This window comes from Xanthomonas sp. NCPPB 2866 (assembly GCF_041475745.2).
Classification (GTDB): domain Bacteria; phylum Pseudomonadota; class Gammaproteobacteria; order Xanthomonadales; family Xanthomonadaceae; genus Xanthomonas; species Xanthomonas arboricola.
Genome location: NZ_CM192975.1, coordinates 991553 through 1012017, shown reverse-complemented (window position 1 = coordinate 1012017; position 20465 = coordinate 991553). Strand labels below are relative to the sequence as shown.

At 66.4% G+C, this 20465-nt stretch carries 17 protein-coding genes and 1 pseudogene; 10 read left to right on the top strand and 8 right to left on the bottom strand.

What is annotated here, in order from left to right; all coding sequences use genetic code 11:
- Nucleotides 1-163: 163 nt before the first annotated feature.
- The 5 genes from ACCQ04_RS04235 (at nt 164) to ACCQ04_RS04215 (ending at nt 4477) form a co-directional block, all read left to right on the top strand.
- On the top strand, nt 164-1081 hold the full coding sequence (locus tag ACCQ04_RS04235; RefSeq protein ID WP_226426786.1) for a TauD/TfdA dioxygenase family protein: 918 nt from the start codon (nt 164-166) through the stop codon (nt 1079-1081).
- Between the two features lie 85 nt (nt 1082-1166).
- A complete protein-coding gene (locus ACCQ04_RS04230) occupies nt 1167-2213 on the top strand; it encodes an ABC transporter substrate-binding protein (RefSeq protein WP_226426787.1) in 1047 nt (348 codons plus the stop codon).
- Between the two features lie 3 nt (nt 2214-2216).
- A complete protein-coding gene (locus ACCQ04_RS04225; RefSeq protein ID WP_102252746.1) occupies nt 2217-3056 on the top strand; it encodes an ABC transporter ATP-binding protein in 840 nt (279 codons plus the stop codon).
- Nucleotides 3053-3937, top strand: coding sequence for an ABC transporter permease (locus tag ACCQ04_RS04220; RefSeq protein WP_046345740.1), 885 nt, complete (start codon nt 3053-3055; stop codon nt 3935-3937). The genes ACCQ04_RS04225 and ACCQ04_RS04220 overlap by 4 nt, the downstream gene beginning before the upstream one ends.
- A gap of 186 nt (nt 3938-4123) precedes the next feature.
- Nucleotides 4124-4477: a DMT family protein gene (locus tag ACCQ04_RS04215; protein WP_024938302.1), complete on the top strand. Its 354-nt coding sequence runs from the start codon at nt 4124-4126 to the stop codon at nt 4475-4477.
- Between the two features lie 374 nt (nt 4478-4851).
- Here ACCQ04_RS04215 and ACCQ04_RS04210 read toward each other — a convergent pair.
- The 6 genes and pseudogenes from ACCQ04_RS04210 to ACCQ04_RS04185 form a co-directional block, all read right to left on the bottom strand.
- A pseudogene (locus tag ACCQ04_RS04210) lies at nt 4852-4980 on the bottom strand (DUF6607 family protein); the annotation flags it as partial.
- Between the two features lie 117 nt (nt 4981-5097).
- Complete coding sequence (locus ACCQ04_RS04205) at nt 5098-6021, bottom strand: DUF6607 family protein (protein ID WP_184457066.1); 924 nt, start codon at nt 6019-6021, stop codon at nt 5098-5100.
- 27 nt (nt 6022-6048) lie between these two features.
- A complete protein-coding gene (locus tag ACCQ04_RS04200) occupies nt 6049-6681 on the bottom strand; it encodes a ChuX/HutX family heme-like substrate-binding protein (protein ID WP_226426788.1) in 633 nt (210 codons plus the stop codon).
- Nucleotides 6682-6686: 5 nt separating this feature from the next.
- Nucleotides 6687-8918, bottom strand: coding sequence for a TonB-dependent hemoglobin/transferrin/lactoferrin family receptor (locus ACCQ04_RS04195; protein ID WP_226426789.1), 2232 nt, complete (start codon nt 8916-8918; stop codon nt 6687-6689).
- Nucleotides 8919-9074: 156 nt separating this feature from the next.
- The gene (gene hemP, locus ACCQ04_RS04190) at nt 9075-9314 is read right to left on the bottom strand and encodes a hemin uptake protein HemP (RefSeq protein ID WP_024938306.1); all 240 of its coding nucleotides are present in this window, start codon (nt 9312-9314) and stop codon (nt 9075-9077) included.
- Nucleotides 9315-9642: 328 nt separating this feature from the next.
- The gene (locus tag ACCQ04_RS04185) at nt 9643-10611 is read right to left on the bottom strand and encodes a potassium channel beta subunit family protein (protein ID WP_046345736.1); all 969 of its coding nucleotides are present in this window, start codon (nt 10609-10611) and stop codon (nt 9643-9645) included.
- An 870-nt stretch (nt 10612-11481) separates the two neighbouring features.
- On the opposite strand from ACCQ04_RS04185, the gene ACCQ04_RS04180 reads away from it, so the two are divergent.
- From ACCQ04_RS04180 to ACCQ04_RS04165, 4 genes are all read left to right on the top strand, one after another.
- Nucleotides 11482-12780, top strand: coding sequence for a NupC/NupG family nucleoside CNT transporter (locus ACCQ04_RS04180; RefSeq protein ID WP_054591385.1), 1299 nt, complete (start codon nt 11482-11484; stop codon nt 12778-12780).
- A gap of 78 nt (nt 12781-12858) precedes the next feature.
- On the top strand, nt 12859-13815 hold the full coding sequence (locus tag ACCQ04_RS04175; RefSeq protein ID WP_039523617.1) for a ribokinase: 957 nt from the start codon (nt 12859-12861) through the stop codon (nt 13813-13815).
- 391 nt (nt 13816-14206) lie between these two features.
- The gene (gene dusB / locus ACCQ04_RS04170; protein WP_016903835.1) at nt 14207-15205 is read left to right on the top strand and encodes a tRNA dihydrouridine synthase DusB; all 999 of its coding nucleotides are present in this window, start codon (nt 14207-14209) and stop codon (nt 15203-15205) included.
- Between the two features lie 28 nt (nt 15206-15233).
- Complete coding sequence (locus tag ACCQ04_RS04165; RefSeq protein ID WP_024938309.1) at nt 15234-16061, top strand: class I SAM-dependent methyltransferase; 828 nt, start codon at nt 15234-15236, stop codon at nt 16059-16061.
- 59 nt (nt 16062-16120) lie between these two features.
- On the opposite strand, the gene ACCQ04_RS04160 is transcribed toward ACCQ04_RS04165, so the two are convergent.
- Together ACCQ04_RS04160 and ACCQ04_RS04155 are read right to left on the bottom strand one after the other, a co-directional pair.
- Nucleotides 16121-17209, bottom strand: coding sequence for a metal-dependent hydrolase (locus tag ACCQ04_RS04160; RefSeq protein ID WP_167763043.1), 1089 nt, complete (start codon nt 17207-17209; stop codon nt 16121-16123).
- Between the two features lie 233 nt (nt 17210-17442).
- Nucleotides 17443-18249: a UDP-2,3-diacylglucosamine diphosphatase gene (locus tag ACCQ04_RS04155; RefSeq protein WP_226426791.1), complete on the bottom strand. Its 807-nt coding sequence runs from the start codon at nt 18247-18249 to the stop codon at nt 17443-17445.
- A gap of 448 nt (nt 18250-18697) precedes the next feature.
- Between ACCQ04_RS04155 and metK the strand changes: the two genes are divergently transcribed.
- Nucleotides 18698-19909 carry a methionine adenosyltransferase gene (metK, locus tag ACCQ04_RS04150; protein WP_024938312.1) on the top strand — a complete coding sequence of 404 codons (1212 nt, stop codon included), beginning with the start codon at nt 18698-18700 and terminating at the stop codon, nt 19907-19909.
- Nucleotides 19910-20465: the final 556 nt, after the last annotated feature.

Genomic DNA, 20465 nt, shown 5'->3' with positions numbered 1-20465 from the left:
CGCGCAGGCGGCGCCCATTCGCGTTCCGTCACACCGCTGCATATACCGGCAGCGCATAAGCACCTTGCCAATCGTACGTTCGCAGCGGCGACCGGACTGCCTACAGTGGTGTGTCCGGCCGCCGGCCCAGGCGGCCATCCGTTGCCGTCGAGGTGCCACCGTCATGGCCAGCATCACTTCCGCTGCGCGTGCGCAGCCGCCGCGCGATGCGGTTTCCCCACAGCACTCTTCCAGCGTCCGGATCGTGCCGTTCGACGCCCCGCTGGGCGCCGAAGTGATCGGCCTGGATCTGTCACGGCCACTGGATGCAGACACCTTCGCGCGCATCCATCAGGCGCATCTGGACTACCACGTGCTGGTGTTCCGCGAGCAACGCATCACGCCGGCGCAGCAGGTCGCTTTCAGCCGTCGCTTCGGCCCGTTGCAGATCCATGTGCTGCGCAACTTCCAGTTGCGCGGACATCCGGAAGTGCTCGTGGTGTCCAACATCAAGGAGAACGGCGAGCCGATCGGCCTGGGTGATGCCGGCCACTACTGGCACTCGGACCTGTCGTACAAGGACACCCCCAGCCTGGGCTCGCTGTTGCATGCGCAGGAATTGCCCAGCGAAGGCGGCGACACCTTGTTCGCCAACCAGCACCTGGCCTGGCAGACCCTGCCCGACGCGCTCAAGCACGCGGCAAAGGACCTGCGTGCCGAGCACAGCTATCTGGCCAAGTACGAAGAACTGCGCGCGCGCAATCCGTGGCGCCCGGCGCTGACGCCGGAGCAGATTGCCGAAGTGAAGCCGGTGCAGCATCCAATCGTGCGCACCCATCCGGAAACCGGCCACAAAGCGCTGTTTGTCAGCGAGCATTTCACCACCCGCATCGTCGGCTTGCCCGACGACGAAAGTGCTGCACTGCTGCAGGCCTTGTTTGAACACAGCACCGGCGATGCGCTGGTGTATCGGCATCGCTGGCAGCCGCACGACATGGTGTTCTGGGACAACCGCTCGGTCATGCATCTGGCCGCCGGCACGCCCGATCACCTGCGTCGCCGGCTCAACCGCACCACCATCGAAGGCGATGCGCCGTTCTAGCCAAGGTGCTGCCTCGCGCGCGTTTCGCAACACGTAATGCGCTGGGAAACGCGCCTTCTTCCTCCCCCCTCGACTGGAGCGCCGCATGCGTTTGACCGTCACCTCTCACGCACGTCCGCAGCGCCGACGTTTTTCCCGACGTGTCACGCTGCTGCTCCTGGCCGCATTGCCGTTGCTGCACAGCACGCATGCGCAGGCCGAAGGAAAGCTGCGCATCGCCAAACAGTTCGGCATCGTCTATCTGTTGCTGGACGTGGCGCAGGATCAGAAGCTGATCGAGCAGCAGGGCAAGGCGGCCGGCGTGGACATCGACGTGCAGTTCCTGCAGTTATCCGGTGGCGCGGCCGTCAACGATGCCTTGCTGACCGGTTCGATCGATATCGCCGGTGCCGGTGTCGGGCCGTTGTTCACCATCTGGGACCGCACGCATGGCCGCCAGAACGTGCGCGGCGTGGCGTCGCTGGGCAACTTCCCGTACTACCTGATCAGCAACAATCCGCGCATCAAGAGCATCGGCGATTTCACCCCGCAGGACCGCATCGCGGTGCCGGCCACCGGCGTGTCGGTGCAGTCGCGTTTCCTGCAGCATGCCTCCCAGCAACGCTGGGGCGACAAGGGCACCCACCAGCTGGATCCGCTGCAGGTCGCCTTGCCGCACCCGGACGCGGCCGCCGCGATCATCCGTGGCCGCACCGAGATCACCGCGCATTTCGCCAGCCCGCCATTCCAGGAGCAGGAACTGGCGCGCAACCCGGCCGCGCACATCGTGACCAGTTCCTACGAGATCGAGGGCGGTCCCTCCTCGGCCACCGTGCTGTATGCCACCGAGAAATTCCGCCGCGACAATCCCAAGACCTATCGCGCCTTCGTCGCGGCGCTGGATCAGGCCGCACGCTTCGTCACCGCGCATCCGGAGCAGGCAGCGGATATCTTCCTGCGTCGCAATGGCTCGAGCATCGATCGCGCGCTGGTGCTGCAGATCCTCAAGGACCCGAAAGTGCAGTTCACCGTGGTGCCGCAGAACACACTGGGGCTGGGCAAGTTCATGCAGCACAGCGGCGCGATCAAGCAGACCCCGGGCAAGCTGGGCGACTACTTCTTCGACGATCCGCTGATTGCGGGCGGGAGCTGAGCGATGAGTCCGTCCACACCATTGCTGCAGGTCGATCACGTCAGCCTGGAATACGCCTCGGCGCAACGCGTGGTGCGCGCCACCCACCGCGTGCGTTTCGATGTGCATGAAGCCGACCGCTTCGTGCTGCTGGGGCCCTCGGGTTGCGGTAAATCCACCCTGCTCAAGGCGGTGGCCGGCTTCGTCACCCCACGCGAGGGGCAGATCCGTCTGGATGGCAAGGCGGTCACCGGGCCGGGGCCGGACCGGGTCGTCGTCTTCCAGGAATTCGACCAGCTGGCGCCCTGGAAGACCGTACGCGAGAACGTGGTGTTCGGCCTGCGCGCAGCCCGCAGGCTGTCGCGTGCCGAGGCGCGCGAACGTGCCGACGACAGCCTGGCGCAGGTCGGGCTGAGCGCGTTTGCCCAGGCCTACCCGCACACCTTGTCCGGCGGCATGAAGCAACGCGTGGCGATTGCACGCGCGCTGGCGATGCGGCCGCGCGTGTTGCTGATGGACGAGCCGTTCGCCGCACTCGATGCGCTGACGCGTTCGCGCATGCAGGAGCAGGTGCTGGAGCTGTGGGAGCAATCGCGCTTCACCTTGTTGTTCGTCACCCATTCGATCGAGGAGGCGTTGGTGGTCGGCAATCGCGTGCTGCTGTTGTCGCCGCATCCGGGCCAGGTGCGCGCCGAGCTCAACGCGCATGCGTTCGGCCCGCACAGCGCCGGCAGCGTGGCGTTCCAGCAGACCGCGCAGCGCATTCATCGGCTGCTGTTCGACCTGCCCGACGACGCCCTGGAAGACGCCAAGGTGGCGCCGCTGCGTCGCCCGGCCGAGCGCCAACGCGAGGCGCTGCCATGAGCCGCAGCAACGCCACCGCGCTGCCGCCACTGCCACCGGTGCGGGCCGAGTACGAAGTCGCCCTGCAGCCGCTGGACCCGGCATTGGTTGCAGCCGCCGCGCCGACGCGCTGGCAGGCACCGCCGTGGCTGCGCAAGGCGCTGGTGCTGGTGGTGCTGGTCGCGGTGTGGGAGATCGCCGCACGCGTGGTCGGCGACGATCTGATGCTGCCCAGCGCGCTGCAGACCGCACGCGCGTTCTACGACGGGCTGCTGTCCGGCGAGCTGCTGCGCCGCGTGGGCGCTTCGCTGCGCGTACTGGCGCAGGGCTATGCGCTCGGCGTGGTGCTGGCCTTCGTGCTGACCGCGCTGGCCGCTTCCACGCGCTGGGGCCGCGACGTGCTCGGCACGTTGACCGCCATGTTCAATCCGCTGCCGGCGATCGCGCTGCTGCCGCTGGCCTTGCTGTGGTTCGGCCTGGGCACCGGCAGCCTGGTGTTCGTGCTGGTGCATTCGGTGCTGTGGCCGCTGGCGCTGACCACCTACGCCGGTTTCCAGGCAGTGCCAGAGACCCTGCGCATGGCTGGACGCAATTACGGATTGCGTGGGCCGCGCTACGTGGCGCAGTTGCTGATTCCCGCTGCGCTGCCGGCGATCCTGTCCGGGTTGAAGATCGGCTGGGCCTTCGCTTGGCGCACCCTGATCGCCGCCGAGCTGGTGTTCGGCGCCACCTCCGGCCAGGGCGGCCTGGGCTGGTACATCTTCCAGAACCGCAACGAGCTGTATACCGACCGGGTGTTCGCCGGCCTGGCGATGGTGATCGTGCTGGGCCTGCTGGTGGAGGGCGTGGTGTTCCAGGCCATCGAGCGGCTGACCGTGCGCCGCTGGGGCATGCAGCGCTAGCGGGATGACCGCAGGCGCTGCGAGCGCAGCGATGCGTGGCCAGGCGTTTTGCCTGGCCACGCTGCAGATGAACGTGTTGCGCCTGCCACCAACGGCCTGAGCCCGCGTGCCGGGCTCATCGGCACGGTCGCGTGCGCTTAACGGGGCTGGCTTATGCTGCCGGCCCCTTACCTGCCGTCTGCCGTCATGCCTACCGCCCCCTTCACTGCCTATCTGTATCCGGTGCTGTTGCTGATCGCCAGCAACGTGTTCATGACCTTTGCCTGGTACGGGCATCTGAAGTACAAGAGCACGCCGCTGATGATCGCGATCCTGGTCAGCTGGGGCATCGCGTTCTTCGAATACTGCCTGCAGGTACCGGGCAACCGCCTGGGCAGCGCGGTGTACTCGGCGCCGCAGCTCAAGGGCATGCAGGAAGTGATCACGCTGCTGGTGTTCGCCGGCTTCTCGACCTTCTACCTGGGCCAGTCGTTGAAGTGGAATCACTGGGCCGCATTCGGCTTGATCCTGGTCGCGGCATTCCTGATGTTCAAGGAATAACGACCAAGCGCCGTCTCGCCGGTAGGAGCGCACCCGGGCGCGACCTCGCAGGAGCGTCCTGCGGCGCGGTGGGCCTTCTCGGGAATGCCACGTCGCGCCCGGGTGCGCTCCTACGGCATGCGGGTGGCTAATTCGCCGGTTCGACCCACTGCGCGAACACCGCGTCCTGCTTGGTTTTCGGACGCAGGCCGGGGCGGCGTATCGAGCAACCTGGCCCAGCGCGTGCGCACCTTGGCCCCATCGCTCTGGGCGCCCCGCCGTCTCGCTCGTAGGAGCGCACCCGGGCGCGACCTCGCAAGAGCGTCCTGCGGCGCGATGGGCGTTCTCGGGAATGCCACGTCGCGCCCGGGTGCGCTCCTACGGCATGCGGGTGCTTAGTTCGCCGGTTCGACCCACTGCGCGAACACCGCGTCCTGCTTGGTTTTCGGATGCAGGCCGGGGGGCGTATCGAGCAACCTGGCCCAGCGCGTGCGCACCTTGGCCCCATCGCTCTGGGCGCCCCGCCGTCTCGCTCGTAGGAGCGCACCAGGGCGCGACCTCGCAGAAGCGTCCTGCGGTGCGATGGACCTTCTCGGGAATGCCACGTCGCGCCCGGGTGCGCTCCTACGGCATGCGGGTGCTTAGTTCGCCGGTTCGACCCACTGCGCGAACACCGCGTCCAACTGCGCGTCCTTGATCCGCTTGCCGTTCTGCACCGCCTCGGCCTGCTGGAACATCGGCATGATCATCGCCATGCCGTCCGGCTTGGTCTTCAGATGCAGGCCGGGTGGCGTATCGAGGAACCTTGCCCAGCGCGTGCGCACCTTGGCCCAGTAGCCTTGGGTGCCCTTCCAGTACGCATAGGCCGGGGCGAAGTCGACCTCGGTGGTCTTGCGGTAATCATTGAAGCCGAACTCGCGCGCGATCGCTTCCTGGCTGCCGTCGGGCTTGCGCAGCACCTTGGTGTTGAACTGTTCGTGGGTCCAGCCGTTGGGCGTGAGCGTGTGGCGATTGATGACCGCGAGCGCGTTGTAGTCGCTGCGCTTGGTGTACTCGCGGCGCGGCAACGGGCGCCAGCTCAGATCGCTGGTCCAGGTGGGATGGCCGTCGGCATAGTCCCAGCGACCGGTGCCGCAATAGCGTGGCGCGTCGCTGACCTCGTAGACGCACTGGGTCCAGGCGCCGGCGGTGACTGCCGGCGGCAGCGCATGCACCGTCCAGGTCTGATCGGCGCTGAATTCGAAACGCTGCGGCGCCTCGTAGATCCAGTCCTGCCGCCAATGCTTGGTCACGTGCCTGCTCTTCTCGTCGACCAGCAGATGCTGCAACACCAGCTTGCGCGGTGAATCCTCCACCACGATCACCACTTCGCTGGCGCCGCTGCGCATGGCCGATGCACGCTCGTAACCGGGCTTGAGCAACACCGTCTCGTCGAAGGCAAAGTCCACTGCGTATTCGCCCTGCATCGCCAGGATGCTCTGGCGGTCGCGCTGGGCGTCGGCGGCGGCAATCAACGGCAACAGGCTCAGCGTCAGTGCGATACAACGGGAAAACGTTCGGCTCATCGTAGCTCTCGGGAGTGGTGGGAGACGTCAGCGGCGCAGGCGCACCAGCGACGTGGTCATGTCGGATGGGTTGTTGTTGCTGGATATGGCGGAGGCCGTGCGCAAGGCGGCAGCGCGCGCGCAGCAGCAATCGTCCACCGCCACGCGGCCGTCGATGCCCTCTTCGCGCGCCAGGCGTGCGGCAACCTCCGCACCCAGCGCCGACACGGTTGCCAGGCTGGCGACAAACGGTTGCTCGCGGGCGGCGGCCGCCTGCAGGCGCAATGCGCTCAATCGCCATGCCTCCCCACGCATGCGCCCGGCCAGACGACGCCACAGCCGCTCGCCGACGCCCAGCTCATGAGTTTCCATCGGCAATGGCGGCAGCCGCGAGACCAGGCGATCCCAGATCAGGAAATCGCTGTCAGGCAGCAGGCAGATCCGCCAGCAGCACTGCCCCTCGGCATCGAAGAACCAGATGCTCTCACGCACGCCATCGCTGTCGACCTGCCGGCACGCCGCCGCATCCACCGCGTGCTGCCAGCCATCCAGTTCGTTGCCCAATGCGGGCCGGTACAGGCACAGCACCGTGCCCAACGCCGCCAACTGCTGCGGACGCGGCAGCGCAGCGCGGGTGGCACGTGCATGCGACAACGACGGCAGCGGGCGGGCGATGGGCATGGCCGCTACCAGCTCACCGCCAGGCTGACCGAGGCGGTGCGCCCGGCGCCGGTGAAGCGATCGAGCACCGTGCTGCTGGCCAGCGTGCCGTTGGGCAGCGCATTCCAGTCCACATAGCGGCGGTCGGCGAGATTGAAGATGCCTGCGGTGACCTTGGCACCGGGTGCGAACTGCCAGTGCCCCATCAGGTCCAGCGTGGCATAGCCGGCCGGGGTGTAATAGCTGTCCAGCTGCGGGCGACGCTTGCGCGCGACGAAGGTGCCGATCAGCTCCGCGCCCCAGGCATCGCTGTCGAAGGCCACGCCGAGCGTGCCGCGCAGCGGGTCGACCGAGTTGAGCGGAGTGTCGTCGGTGAGATTGTCGCCTTCCGCATACGCCACGGCGCTGTTGAGCGACCAACCCTGCCAGCCGGCCAGGGCGCCCAGATCGATTCCGCCGCGCGCTTCGGCACCCTTGATCACCACATCGTCAACGTTGCGCGACTGGAACAGCATCAGCCCTTCGGCATTGAAGCCGGCTGGCGCATACGATTCGATGAAGTTGCGGTAGTCGGTGTAGTACACGCTGACACCCAGATAGCCGACTGCATCATTGAAACGCAGCCCGAGTTCGCCACCGCGGCTGGTCTCCGATTTCAGATCCGGATTGGCGATGGCGGTGTAGCGCGCCTGCAGATTGGTGAAGCCGATGTTGACGTCGTTGTACGGCGGCGCGCGGAAGCCGTGCGCGTAATTGGCATACGCCGACCACGCGTCCGAAAACCGCCACACCACACCGAACTTGGGAGACACCTGGGTCTCGTCGATGGTCTCGGCGGCAACGCCGGGATTGTCTTCGCGGAAGATGTCGTCCACCTGCGGCGACAGCCGGAAGTAATCCACGCGCACCCCGGGCGTCAGCGACAGCTGGCCATCGAACAGGCGGATCTCGTCCTGCGCATACAGCCCGAGCTTGGTGGTCTCGCTCTTGGGAAAATCGCGCACCGGGAACACGTCCTGACCGACGCGGTTGGTGATTGCGCCATTGGCCAGATTGACCGAGTAGCCATCGCGCTTGGCGCGGGTGTCGGTCCAGGTGCCGTCCAGGCCATAGGTGATGTCGTGGCTGAGCGTGCCGGTGTCGATGGTCTTGTGCGCGTTGACCAGCAGGCCGTAGACGCGCTGATCGAAGTTGTGTTCGTTATGACGGCGGGTGTTGTTGCCGCGCAGCTCGTCGGTACGCTGCAGGCTCTCGCTGTCCTGGCGATACAGCTGCCACTGCAGGTCGTCGGCCAGTGCCCAATCCAATGCATCCAGCTCGTGGCGCAGCGAAACGCGCGCGCGGGTCTGATGGTCGCGTCCGTCCTGCGACAGGATGCGCAGCGATGGCGTGGTCACGCGCGGGTCGATGCCGGTCAACGCCTCGATGCTGCCGTAGTCTTCGTTACCTTCCACGGTGAGCTTGAAGCGCTGCTGCGCGCTGGGCGCGTACACCAGCTTGGCCAGCACGCTGCGGCCATCGATGCGTTGCGGGTTGGCCGCAGTACGGGTGAAATCGCGGCTGCGGTTGTCGCCCTGGTTCTGTGCCTCCTGGCCCTGGCGATGGCTGACAGCCACCATGCCGCTCCAGCGCTCGCCGCCGAATGCGCCGGTGGCACCGGCGAACAGGCCGTTCCAGTCGCCTTCGTAGCCGAATTTCAGGCCGACATAACTGTGCTTGTCGGCGCTCAGGTAATCGGATGGATCCTTGGTGACGAAAGCCACCACGCCGCCCAGCGCGTCGGAGCCGTACAGGGAGCTGGCCGGCCCGCGCACCACTTCGACGCGCTTGAGCGTTTCCAGATCGACGAAGTTGCGATTGGCGTTGAGGTAGCTGCCGAAACTGAAGGTGTCCGACACCGGCACGTTGTCGACCAGGATCGCCACACGGTTGCCGTCCAGCCCGCGGATGCGGATACCGTTGGCGCCGGTGAAGCGGCCGCTGGTGCTGGTCACCGACACGCCGGGCGTGTAGCGGAACAGATCCTTGAGCTCGCGCACCAGTTGGTTGTCCAGTTGTTCGCGATCGATCACATCCACGGTGCTCGGCACATCGACCAGGGCACGCTGGGTGCGCGTGGCGGTCACCTGCAACCGGTCGAAGTCGTGGACCTCACGCGCGGCGTCACCATTGGCGGCAAGGTCGGCAGCGTGGGCACTCAACGGAAGAGCGGGCAGCGCAAGCGACAGCGCGACCACCAGCGGATGCAGGCGAATCATCGGGAACCTTTGAGGGAAGTTCCCGGCAGCGTGTGCTGCAGACTAGGCCGCGACCGGCCGCCGGGAAAGAGCGTGGGATGCGCGGACGGCGGCGGCAACGCCCGCGGCAGACAACCCGATCCCCGGCGCCACTGCGCGGAATCGGAGGGTAAAAACTTACTTGGTCAGGATGAGCTTGTCGTTGCTGGTGTGGCGCAGGCGATAGACGCGGTCGCCATGCTGGATCAGCACTTCGCGACGGCCCTTGAGCAGCGCCTCGCTGCTGATGAGGTCTTCTGCGGGGACGGCGCGCGGAGCAGCGCGGTCGCGCAGGTTGACCGGTTCGGAGCGGAGCAGCACGGGATGAGCGGTCATGATCTGGATCTCCAGTCGGTTGGCCAGACAAATAATAACCATTCTCATTTAATGATCAAGAGCCATTCTCATCTTCTTGACACGACCTTTGCATGGATCAGACGATTTCGATTCACCAATCCTATTGAAAAGATTCAGCCGCGATTTCTGATTGGGGTTTTCGGTGCAGAGCTCGTGGCCTTGCTGATCACATCGGTGGTGAGGACTACGCTGGGCAAGCGAGGACTGAGCGGACGGCAGCACTTTGCGATGCATGGATTTGGCTGGCGTGCACGACCTGCCAGGTGCAGCCTCTTGTTCGCGTTGAGAACCAACAAACCAACGCAGCGCAGTCGACTGTCCCGCACGCATGCACCGCACAGGGCACTCCTCAGCGCGTCGCCCCCTCCACCCGTGCCCAACCGTCGGCATCGACCTGGGTCAGGGTCTCCAGCGCGCCGAGATTTTCTTCCAGCTGCGCGACCCGGCTGGCCCCCAGGATCACCGTGGACACGTGCGGGTTGCGCAGGCACCAGGCGATCGCCAGGCGCGCGGGCGACTGGCCCAGCTCGGCGGCCAACGCACAGAACGCGCGGGCGCGTTCCAGGCGGCGCGCTTCCGGTGCGCCCAGCACTTCGTCCTGCAGCCACTGATTGCCAGGCTGGCCGAGGCGGCTGTCCGCGTCCACGCCGGCGTTGTACTTACCGGTCAGCAGGCCCGAGGCCAGCGGCGACCAGATCGTGGTGCCCAGCCCGCCCTCGCACAGCGGCGCGTATTCGCGCTCCAGCCGGTCGCGGTGCAGCAGGTTGTACTGCGGTTGCTCCATCGCCGGAGCGTGCAGGTGTTCCTGCCCGGCGATGCTGATGGCCTCGCGCAACTGCTCGGCGCTCCACTCGGAGGTGCCCCAGTACAACACTTTGCCCTGGCGGATCAGGGCATCCATGCTGCGCACGGTTTCGCGGATCGGCGTGTCCGGATCGGGCCGGTGGCAGAAGTACAGGTCCAGATAGTCCACGCGCAGGCGCTTGAGCGCGGCATGGCAGGCGTCAGTGACATGCTTGCGCGAGAGTCCGCGCTGGGTCGGGCGCGGGCTGTCCACCGCGCCGAAGAACACCTTGCTCGACACGCAGTAACCATCGCGCGGCAGGCGCAGGTCGGCGATCACATCGCCCATCACTTCTTCGGCGCGGCCGCGTGCGTAGACCTCGGCGTTGTCGAAGAAATTGATGCCGTTGTCCCAGGCGGCGGCAATCAGGTTGCGCGCTTCGCTGCGCCCGATCTGCTTGCCGAAGGTGACCCAGGCCCCGAACGACAGGGCCGACAGCTGCAGCCCGGTGGACCCCAGACGACGGTATTGCATTGGCAGACTCCAGCAACCTCCGCGGCGCCCTGCCCCGGATCGGCGTGCGCAGTGTAGGACGTGGTGCTGCCGGGGCGACAGGGTTGCGCGGCATCGATGCCGCTCAAGGTCCCATGCCGGCACGCGCAGGTACCACCGGTTCTATCGGTTCCGGAAAGAAGTGCGAACAGCCAGATGAACTGCACGTTCTTCCTAGCGTTCATTCCTGGCGCGTGACGCCAGATGGATCGCTTACCGATCACAGCGGCCACGGAGTCCGCAGAGATCAACACGTGTCTTGACGCATTGCTTGCCGATCAGCAGTGGCAATGCTGGAAGCGTGGTGTCGCGTCCGGGGGCGGGACCGTGTGGCGGCATGGATGCCGCCACCGAGCCTCCAGGGACGGATTCACGGCGTGTCCCGACGCCGGATGCGGCGCCGCGCCGCCGACCAACCACGCGCATGAGATCTTCAGGTTCTCAGTGCAAGCTCCGGTCTACCGAGGGCGCTTGCACGCGTACCGGCGTGGGACACGCCGCAAGTACGTCCATGTAGGCTCTGGCGCGGCATCCATGCCGCTCAAGGTCCCACCCCGCTACGCGCGCAGGTAGCACCGGTTTTCGTCGACGGCTGACGGGAAAAGCGGCATCCGGTCGGGTGACCGTGCTTCGGGCGCGGTCTTTGCGGGCGACGCTCGGCAGCGAATCGACGCCCCCCCGATCAATGACCTTGCGCAAGCGCGGCTCGCCCGCCCGCGCGCAGGCAACTGCCCGCGCCCGCCCCGGCTCGCCTGCGGGCCAACGGGCGGGCCCTGAATGCTGCTCGCCTTGCCCACGGTCACCCCCTGCTCTAGGCTTCTCGTTTTGCCGTCAGCAGCCCCGGGGATTGGAATGGTCGAAGGTTTGGGAAGGATCGGTTTCGGCCTGTTCGGTCTGGCGGTGCTCATCGGCATCACCTGGCTGTTTTCGAGCAACCGCCGCGCGATCGACTGGAGACTGGTCGCCACCGGTCTGGCGCTGCAGATTTCGTTCGCCGCGCTGGTGCTGCTGGTGCCGGGCGGACGCGATGTGTTCGACTCGCTGGGCAAGGGCTTCGTCAAGGTGCTGAGCTTCGTCAATGAGGGGTCCACCTTCATTTTCGGCAACCTGATGAACATCGACAGCTACGGCTTCATCTTTGCGTTCCAGGTGCTGCCCACCATCATTTTCTTCTCGGCGCTGATGGGCGTGCTCTACCACCTGGGCGTGATGCAGGTGGTGGTCCGCGCGATGGCGTGGGCAATCACCAAGGTGATGCGCGTGTCCGGTGCCGAAACCACCAGCGTATGCGCCAGCGTGTTCATCGGCCAGACCGAAGCGCCGCTGACGGTGCGTCCGTACATCCCCAAAATGACCCAGTCAGAGCTGCTGACGATGATGATCGGCGGCATGGCGCATATCGCCGGCGGCGTGCTGGCCGCCTATGTCGGCATGCTCGGTGGCAGCGACCCCGTGCAGCAGGCGTTCTATGCCAAGCATCTGCTCGCTGCCAGCATCATGGCCGCGCCCGCCACCCTGGTGGTGGCCAAGCTGCTGGTGCCGGAGACCGGCACCCCGCTAACCCGCGGCACGGTCAAGATGGAAGTGGAAAAGACCACCAGCAACGTCATCGATGCGGCGGCCGCCGGCGCCGGCGATGGCTTGCGGTTGGCGCTGAACATCGGCGCGATGCTGCTGGCCTTCATTGCGCTAATCGCCTTGATCAACGCACCGCTGACCTGGCTGGGCGAGATCACCGGCGCCGCCGCGCTGCTGGGCCGGCCGACCAACCTGTCGACGATCTTCGGCTACGTGCTGGCGCCGATCGCCTGGGTGATCGGCACCCCGTGGGTGGACGCGACCACGGTCGGTTCGCTGATCGGGCAGAAGGTGGTGATCAACGAGTTCGTCGCCTACAGCGAGCTGTCGCGTATCGTGAAGGGCGAAGTACCGGGCGTTGGCCTGAGCGCGGAAGGTCGGCTGATTGCCACGTATGCGCTGTGCGGCTTTGCCAACTTCAGCTCGATTGCGATCCAGATCGGTGGCATCGGCGGGCTGGCACCGGAACGCCGTCACGATCTGGCCAAATTCGGCCTGCGCGCAGTGCTGGGCGGTTCGATCGCCACGTTCATGACCGCTACCATTGCCGGCGTGCTCTCGCATTTCGGTTGAGGCGGCGCGGGTTCATCGGCGTGACGGTCTAATCGCCGCACGCCACGTTTCATTCAGTCATTCAAGTCAAGGGTATTTATGAGTTCGGTCGTCGTTGTCGGGTCCTTCAATGTCGATCACGTGTGGCGCTGTGATGTCCTGCCTGCGCCGGGTGCCACCATCGCCGGTCGCTACAGCACCGGCCCGGGTGGCAAGGGCTTCAACCAGGCGGTCGCGGCCGCACGTGCCGGCGCCAGGACGCACTTCCTGTGCGCGCTGGGCGACGATGCCGGCGGCGCGCTGGCGCGCTCGCTGGCTGCGCACGACGGCTTTGCGTTGATCGCCGAGCCCAGCAATGAGCCGACCGGCACCGGCGGTATCTATGTCGACGCGCACGGCCGCAACACCATCGTGATCGGCGCCGGTGCCAACTCGGTGCTGAGCGCAGCGTTTGTGGACAACCAGCGCGCGTTGGTGGCCTCGTCCGGCGTGTTGCTGGCGCAGCTGGAATCGCCGGCGGAGACCATCGAATCGGCGCTGGCGCTGGCACGCGAATGCGGCGTGCTGACCGTGCTCAACGCCGCACCGGCCAACGCGCCGACCTCGATCAGCCTGCTCAAGCTGTCGGATGTGCTGACGCCCAACGAAACCGAATTTGCGGCCCTGCTCGGCCGCCATGTGGGCGAACGCATCAATGCCGACGATGTGGCGGCGCTGGACGGCAACACGCTGCATTCGCTGTGCCGCAAGCTGCTGCCGGGCGGTACCGTGGTGGTGACGCTGGGATCGGTGGGCGCCTTCATCTCGCATGCGGAAGAGCAGCTGCGCGGCGACACGGCCGCGCATTACCGCGTGGGCGCGGAAAGCGCGCAGACGGTGGACACCACCGGCGCCGGCGACGCCTTCAACGGCGCGCTGGTGGCCTCGCTGGCACAGGCGCCCACTGCCAGCTTCATCACCCACGTGCGTTTTGCCACCCGCTACGCCGCGCGCTCCACCGAAGTGGAAGGCGCCGCCACCTCGATGCCGCGCATGGTGCCCGAACCGGCCGTGTGATCCGCACGCTTCAAGCAAACAACGAAGGCGACCGCAGCGATGCGGTCGCCTTTTACGTTCAGGGAGTCGGCATCCCATGGGACTGCTTCGATCCGCGAACGGCATGTCGAGGCCTGTCCATCGACGGACGCCGCCAGACCCGCTGCGCCGGAGCTTCGATCTTCTTCATCGGATAGCAGTCTGGGCGGCAGGACCTGGCGTGATGCCGCGTCGGGCACTCGTACACTCATCCGGCGCTGACGCGACACCTTCTCCCGACGGGAGAAGGAATAGAAGCCCCTCTCCCGAACCCCGCAAGACCGAAGGCCGAAAACGCTCTCCCGATTCCCGAATCCCGATTCCCGAATCCCGAATCCCGAATCCCGAATCCCCACCCAGCTACAATGCCACCATGCAGATCGGCCCCTACTCCATCGACCCGAAAGTGATCCTGGCCCCGATGGCCGGCGTCACCGACAAGCCGTTCCGGCTGCTGTGCAAGCGGCTGGGCGCCGGGCTGGCGGTGTCGGAGATGACCATCTCCGACCCGCGCTTCTGGGGCACGCGCAAATCGCTGCACCGCATGGATCATGCCGGCGAGCCGGATCCGGTCAGCGTGCAGATTGCCGGCACCGAGCCGCAGCAACTGGCCGAGGCGGCGCGCTACAACGTCGACCACGGTGCGCAGCTGATCGACATCAACATGGGCTGCCCGGCCAAGAAGGTCTGCAACGCCTGGGCCGGCTCGGCGCTGATGCGCGACGAAGACCTGGTGGCACGCATCCTCAGCGCGGTGGTGCAGGCGGTGGATGTGCCGGTGACCCTGAAGATCCGCACCGGATGGGACTGCGATCACCGCAACGGCCCGACCATCGCGCGCATCGCGCAGGATTGCGGGATCGCCGCGCTGGCCGTGCACGGGCGCACCCGCGATCAGCATTACACCGGCACTGCCGAGTACGCCACGATTGCGCAGATCAAGGCGGCGCTGCAGATTCCGGTGATCGCCAATGGCGATATCGACTCGCCGCAGAAGGCGGCGCAGGTGCTGCGCGAGACCGGCGTGGATGCGGTGATGATCGGGCGTGCCGCGCAGGGGCGCCCGTGGATCTTCGGCGAGGTGGCGCATTATCTGTCCACCGGCGAGCTGTTGCCGCCGCCGTCGTTGGCGTTCGTGCGCGACACCCTGCTCGGCCATCTGGAAGCACTGCATGCGTTCTACGGGCAGCCGCAGGGCGTGCGCATCGCGCGCAAGCATCTGGGCTGGTACGCCAAGGATCACCCGCAGAGCGCCGACTTCCGTGCAGTGGTCAATCGCGCCGAAACGCCGGAAGCGCAGCTGGAACTGACCCGCGCGTATTTCGACGCCTTGATCGCCGGTGTGCCGCCAGCGCTGTCGGTTGCCGCCTGAGTTTTCCTGCGTTGTTGGAGCTGCAGCCATGACCGCACCAAGCGACACCCCGACCTATCTGCATGGGTTTTCGTCCACCGAACAGGCACGCCTGCTCAAACAGGCGCGCCTGCTGGAAGCCACGCTGTTCAACCAGATCGACTACAGCGGCGCACGCCGGCTGCTGGAAGTGGGCAGCGGCGTGGGCGCGCAGACCGAAATCCTGCTGCGCCGCTTTCCCGACCTGCATGTCACCGGCGTGGACCTGAGCGAGGCGCAGTTGGGCGCGGCACGCGCCAATCTGGAACGGCTGGCATGGTGCCGCGAGCGCTACACGCTACAGCAGGCCGATGCCAGCGATCTGCCGTTCGAGGCGCGTCAGTTCGATGCGGCGTTCCTGTGCTGGGTGCTCGAGCATGTGCCCTCGCCTGCGCGCGTGCTCAACGAGGTGCGGCGTGTGCTGCTGCCGGGCTCGCCGGTGTATGTCACCGAGGTGATGAACGCCTCGTTCCTGCTGCATCCGTATTCGCCCAATCTGTGGCGCTACTGGATGGCCTTCAACGATTTCCAGCACGACCAGGGCGGCGACCCGTTCGTCGGCGCCAAGCTGGGCAACCTGCTGCTGGCCGGCGGCTTTCGCGATGTGCACACCGAGATCAAGACGCTGCATCTGGACAACCGCGAGCCGGGCCGGCGCAAGACCATGATCGGGTTCTGGGAAGAAGTGCTGCTGTCGGCGGCCGACCAGTTGCGCGAGGCCGGTGCGGTGAACGCAGACACCGTGGATGGCATGCGCCGCGAACTGGCGCAGGTGCACAGCGACCCGAACGCGGTGTTCTTCTACTCGTTCGTGCAGGCGCGCGCGACGGTGTATTGAGCCGGCGGGCTGCTCGGGCTTACTACGTCCGCGTTGCCGAGCGCCACCGCCAAGCAGGCCTACCGAGCTGCCGGAGCAGGCGTGGTGGCATGTTCCAGGTCGCCGGTCAGTACCGTGCCGGTGGGCTCGTGCCAGATACGGCGCCACATCTGCGCCAGTACCTCACCAATTTGATCGCGCGCCACCGGCGCGCGGTAGGCGGCCTGGATCTGCCGGGGCGTAATCGGTTGCCACTGCCCGTCTTGACGGTGGGCCACCACGAAGTTGAAGTTGTAGTCCGGCTCCAGACCCATGCGCAGGTCGCTGAGCATCAGCTCGTCGTCGACCAGGCGTGCGCGCATGAAGCCGCGATTGAACCAGGTCAACCGGCGCACCGCGTCGAAACCGGCCACCTCGCCCAGGGCCTGGGTGTTGCTGGAATAGCCGCGAAACTGCATCGGGCCCTTGTCGGCCACCAGCGAGCGTTCGCCGATCACATAACCGTTGGGCGTCATCGCCACCACGCGCCACAGCAAGGTGTTGAGCGGCATCGGCACCGAGAAGCGCGGCGCATCCTTCAAGCCGAGCGCGGCCAGCGCACGGTCTGCTTCCTGGTCGACCAGGTGCTTGGCCAGCAACGACCAGCCCAGGTAGGCGGAGCTGAGCGCCAGCCCGATCACCAGCGCGTGCTGCGCGAGCGGCCGCGCGCGCGCAAACCATGCCACCGCGCAGGCCAGCAACAGCCATAGCGTGTAGGCCGGGTCGATGATGAAGACGCTCGACCACATTGCCGGATGCGGCTGCAGCGGCCACCACAGCTGGGTCCCGTAGACGGTGAAGGCATCCAGCAGCGGATGCGTGATCAACGCCAGCTGGATCGCCCAGAACCAGCGCTTGGGCGCAGCGGCCACGCGCCCATTGCCGTAACGGCGAAACAGCCACCAGATCAGCCAGCCCAGCAACGGCAGCACGAACAACGAATGGCTGGCGCTGCGATGCACCGTCATCAGCGTGACCGGATCGTCGGTCAGCGGCAGCAATACCAGCGCATCGAGATCGGGCAAGGTGCCCAGGGCGGCGCCGGCCAACAGGGCTGCACGGCGCTGTCCGGCCGGTGCGATGGCGGCAGCGACGGCGCCACCAAGAACGATCTGGGTCAATGAATCCATCGGCCGATGCTAGCAGGACGGGCATCGTCCAGTGCCATCACGTGCGTTCCGGCCGGCCGGCAGTCAGCCAGCAGCCGCAGTGCTCGCATCGCGCTGCGGCTCGCGGTCGAAAACGGCGCTGCAGCCGCCGTCCGCAGTCCTTGCACCAGGACAGCGAACGCTGCACGCCGCGCACGTCCGATGGCACATACCGGCAGCTGCGGTCTGCCGGCAGCTGCTGCGCCTGGTCAACCTCACGCCGCGCGCTGCTGCGCGGCATGAGGTTGCGGCGCCAGCTCGGCCAGCACGTCGCCGTGATGGTTGACCAGTTGCAGTGCGCCGGACTGTGTCTCGCGCAGCGCCGTCAGGCTCTCCACCCAGTCGCCGGTGTTGGCGTAGACATGGCCGGCCTGCATGCGCAGTGCGGCGCGATGGATGTGCCCACAGACGATGCCGTCCAGATCGCGACGCACCACATCGGCCAGGCCGGCCGCCACGAAGCGGCCGATGTAGCGCTCGGCCGCACCGCTGCGGCGCTTGAGAAACTCGGCCAGCGACCAGTAGCGCATGCCCAGGCGCCGCCGCAGACGATTGGTCAGCTGATTGCCGGTGAGGATGCGGTAATAGAGCCAGTCGCCAAATCGTTCCTGCAAGCCGCCGAAATGGGTTTGCGCGTCGTAATCGTCGCCGTGGGTGACCAGCAGCCGGCGCCCGTCCAGCAAGGTGTGGACGCTGCGTCGGCGCACCTGCATGGCCGGCATTACCAGACCACAGAAGCGGCGGATGGCACGGTCGTGGTTGCCGGGCACGTAGATGATCTCGGTGCCGCGCCTGGCCTGCGCATGCAGGGCGACGATCACCTGCTGATGCGCCGCATCCCAGACCGCGCGCCGCTGCGACATCCACCACAGGTCGATGATGTCGCCGACCAGATACAGGGTCTGGCAACGCTGGCGGCCGATGAACGCGGCGATCTCGGCAGCATGGCAGTGCCGCGAGCCCAGGTGCAGGTCGGACAGGAACAGGGCGCGGACGGGAGGGTGCAATGTGGACACGTGCATGCGGACATCTCCAGGGCAAAAAATGTCGGCCGCGATCGGGCGCTGCGCAGGCAGGCTGCGTGCGCCGCCCGCGGGCATCGGCAGCGCGCTGACACAGATGCGCCCCGCAGCAAGCCGCGGCGTAGCACTGCAATCGGACGCGCGCATCCCGGATCGTGGTCGCCATGGCAGCCATGCGCCCCTCGCCCCGGCACGCTGTCCGACGATATGGCTCATTCCCCTCCAGCGCCGTGGCTGCACGCAGCCATGCCGCCAGGCACGCGCGCATGCTGACCGGTCAGTACGACCGCTGCATGGCAAGCTGACGACACCCGGATGACCGTGCAAACCCCCGCCACGACACGGGTTTAACGCCACAGCGGGCTGTTCAGGCGCACAATGCACAGGGTTGTCGGACGGTGTATCATCCGCACCCATCTTTTCATCCGAATCAAGGGATATAAGCCTGATGTCCAGCTACCTGTTCACCTCCGAATCGGTCTCCGAAGGCCATCCGGACAAGATCGCCGACCAGATCTCCGACGCAGTGCTGGATGCCATCCTGGCCCAGGACAAGCGCGCCCGCGTGGCGTGCGAGACGATGGTCAAGACGGGCGTGGCGATCGTTGCCGGCGAAGTGACCACCAGTGCCTGGATCGACCTGGAAGCGCTGACCCGCAAGGTCATTCTGGACATCGGCTACAACAGCTCCGACGTCGGCTTCGACGGCGAGACCTGTGGCGTGCTCAACCTGATCGGCAAGCAGTCGCCGGACATCAACCAGGGCGTGGATCGCAAGAACCCGGAACAGCAGGGCGCCGGCGACCAGGGCCTGATGTTCGGCTACGCGACCAACGAGACCGACAGCCACATGCCGGCCGCGATCCATCTGGCGCACCGCCTGGTCGAGCAGCAGGCCAAGATCCGCAAGAAGAAGAACTCGGCGCTGTCGTGGCTGCGTCCGGACGCCAAGTCGCAGGTCACCCTGCGCTACGAAGACGGCGTTGCGACCGCGATCGACGCGGTGGTGCTGTCGACCCAGCACGATCCGGGCATCAAGCAGAAGGATCTGGTCGAGGCCGTGCGCGAGGAAATCCTCAAGCCGGTGCTGCCGGCCAAGTGGCTGCACAAGGGCACCAAGTTCCACATCAACCCGACCGGCAAGTTCGTGATCGGCGGGCCGGTGGGCGATTGCGGACTGACCGGTCGCAAGATCATCGTCGACACCTACGGCGGCTGGGCGCGTCACGGTGGCGGTGCGTTCTCCGGCAAGGATCCGTCCAAGGTCGATCGCTCGGCAGCCTACGCCGCGCGCTATGTGGCCAAGAACGTGGTGGCTGCCGGCCTGGCCGACCGTTGCGAAGTGCAGGTCTCCTACGCCATCGGCGTGGCCGAGCCGACCTCGATTTCGGTCACCACCTTCGGCACCGGCAAGATCGCCGACGAGCAGATCGAAAAGCTGATCCGCAAGCATTTCGACCTGCGTCCGTTCGGCATCATCCAGATGCTCGACCTGATCCACCCGATGTATCAGCAGACCGCGTCCTACGGTCACTTCGGCCGCAAGCCGAAGGACTTCTCCTACACCGACGCAACCGGCGCGCAGCACACCGCCACCGCGTTCTCGTGGGAAAAGACCGACCGTGCCGATGCCCTGCGCGCCGACGCCAAGCTGAAGTAAGCCAGCTGCTCCTGCGGGAGCGAATATAGTGAATTGCACATGGGCCGCTGATGCGGCCCATGTGCGTTTTGGCGGAATGGATGTTTCCAACGGAGTTCCACGGATGGATTCAATGCGTGTCCGGTTTTTTGATGCGGCCACCGCGTGGCGACGAATCTCCGTGTTGGACGTCTAGTGGGGTTGTGCGAATGCTCCGGTCACTGATGCTTTGTTACTGAGGGCTTCGGCCACTGAAGGCGCTTGCACGCGTAGTGTCTGCCGATCAGCAGTGGCAATACTGGGAGCGCGGGACCGTGTGGCGGCATGGATGCCGCCACCGAGCCTCCAGGGACGGATTTACGGCGTGTCCCGACACCGGGTGCGCCGCCGCGCTGCCGGCCGACTCCGTACACCGATCGATCTTGCGCACGACACCCTGCGTTTCATGCATCTGCTTCGGTTTGCTGCGGGCGCTTGCGCGCGTACCGGTGTGGGACACGCCGCAAGTACGTCCATGTAGGCTCTGGCGCGGCATCCATGCCGCTCAAGGTCCCACGCCGGCACCCGCGCAAGCACC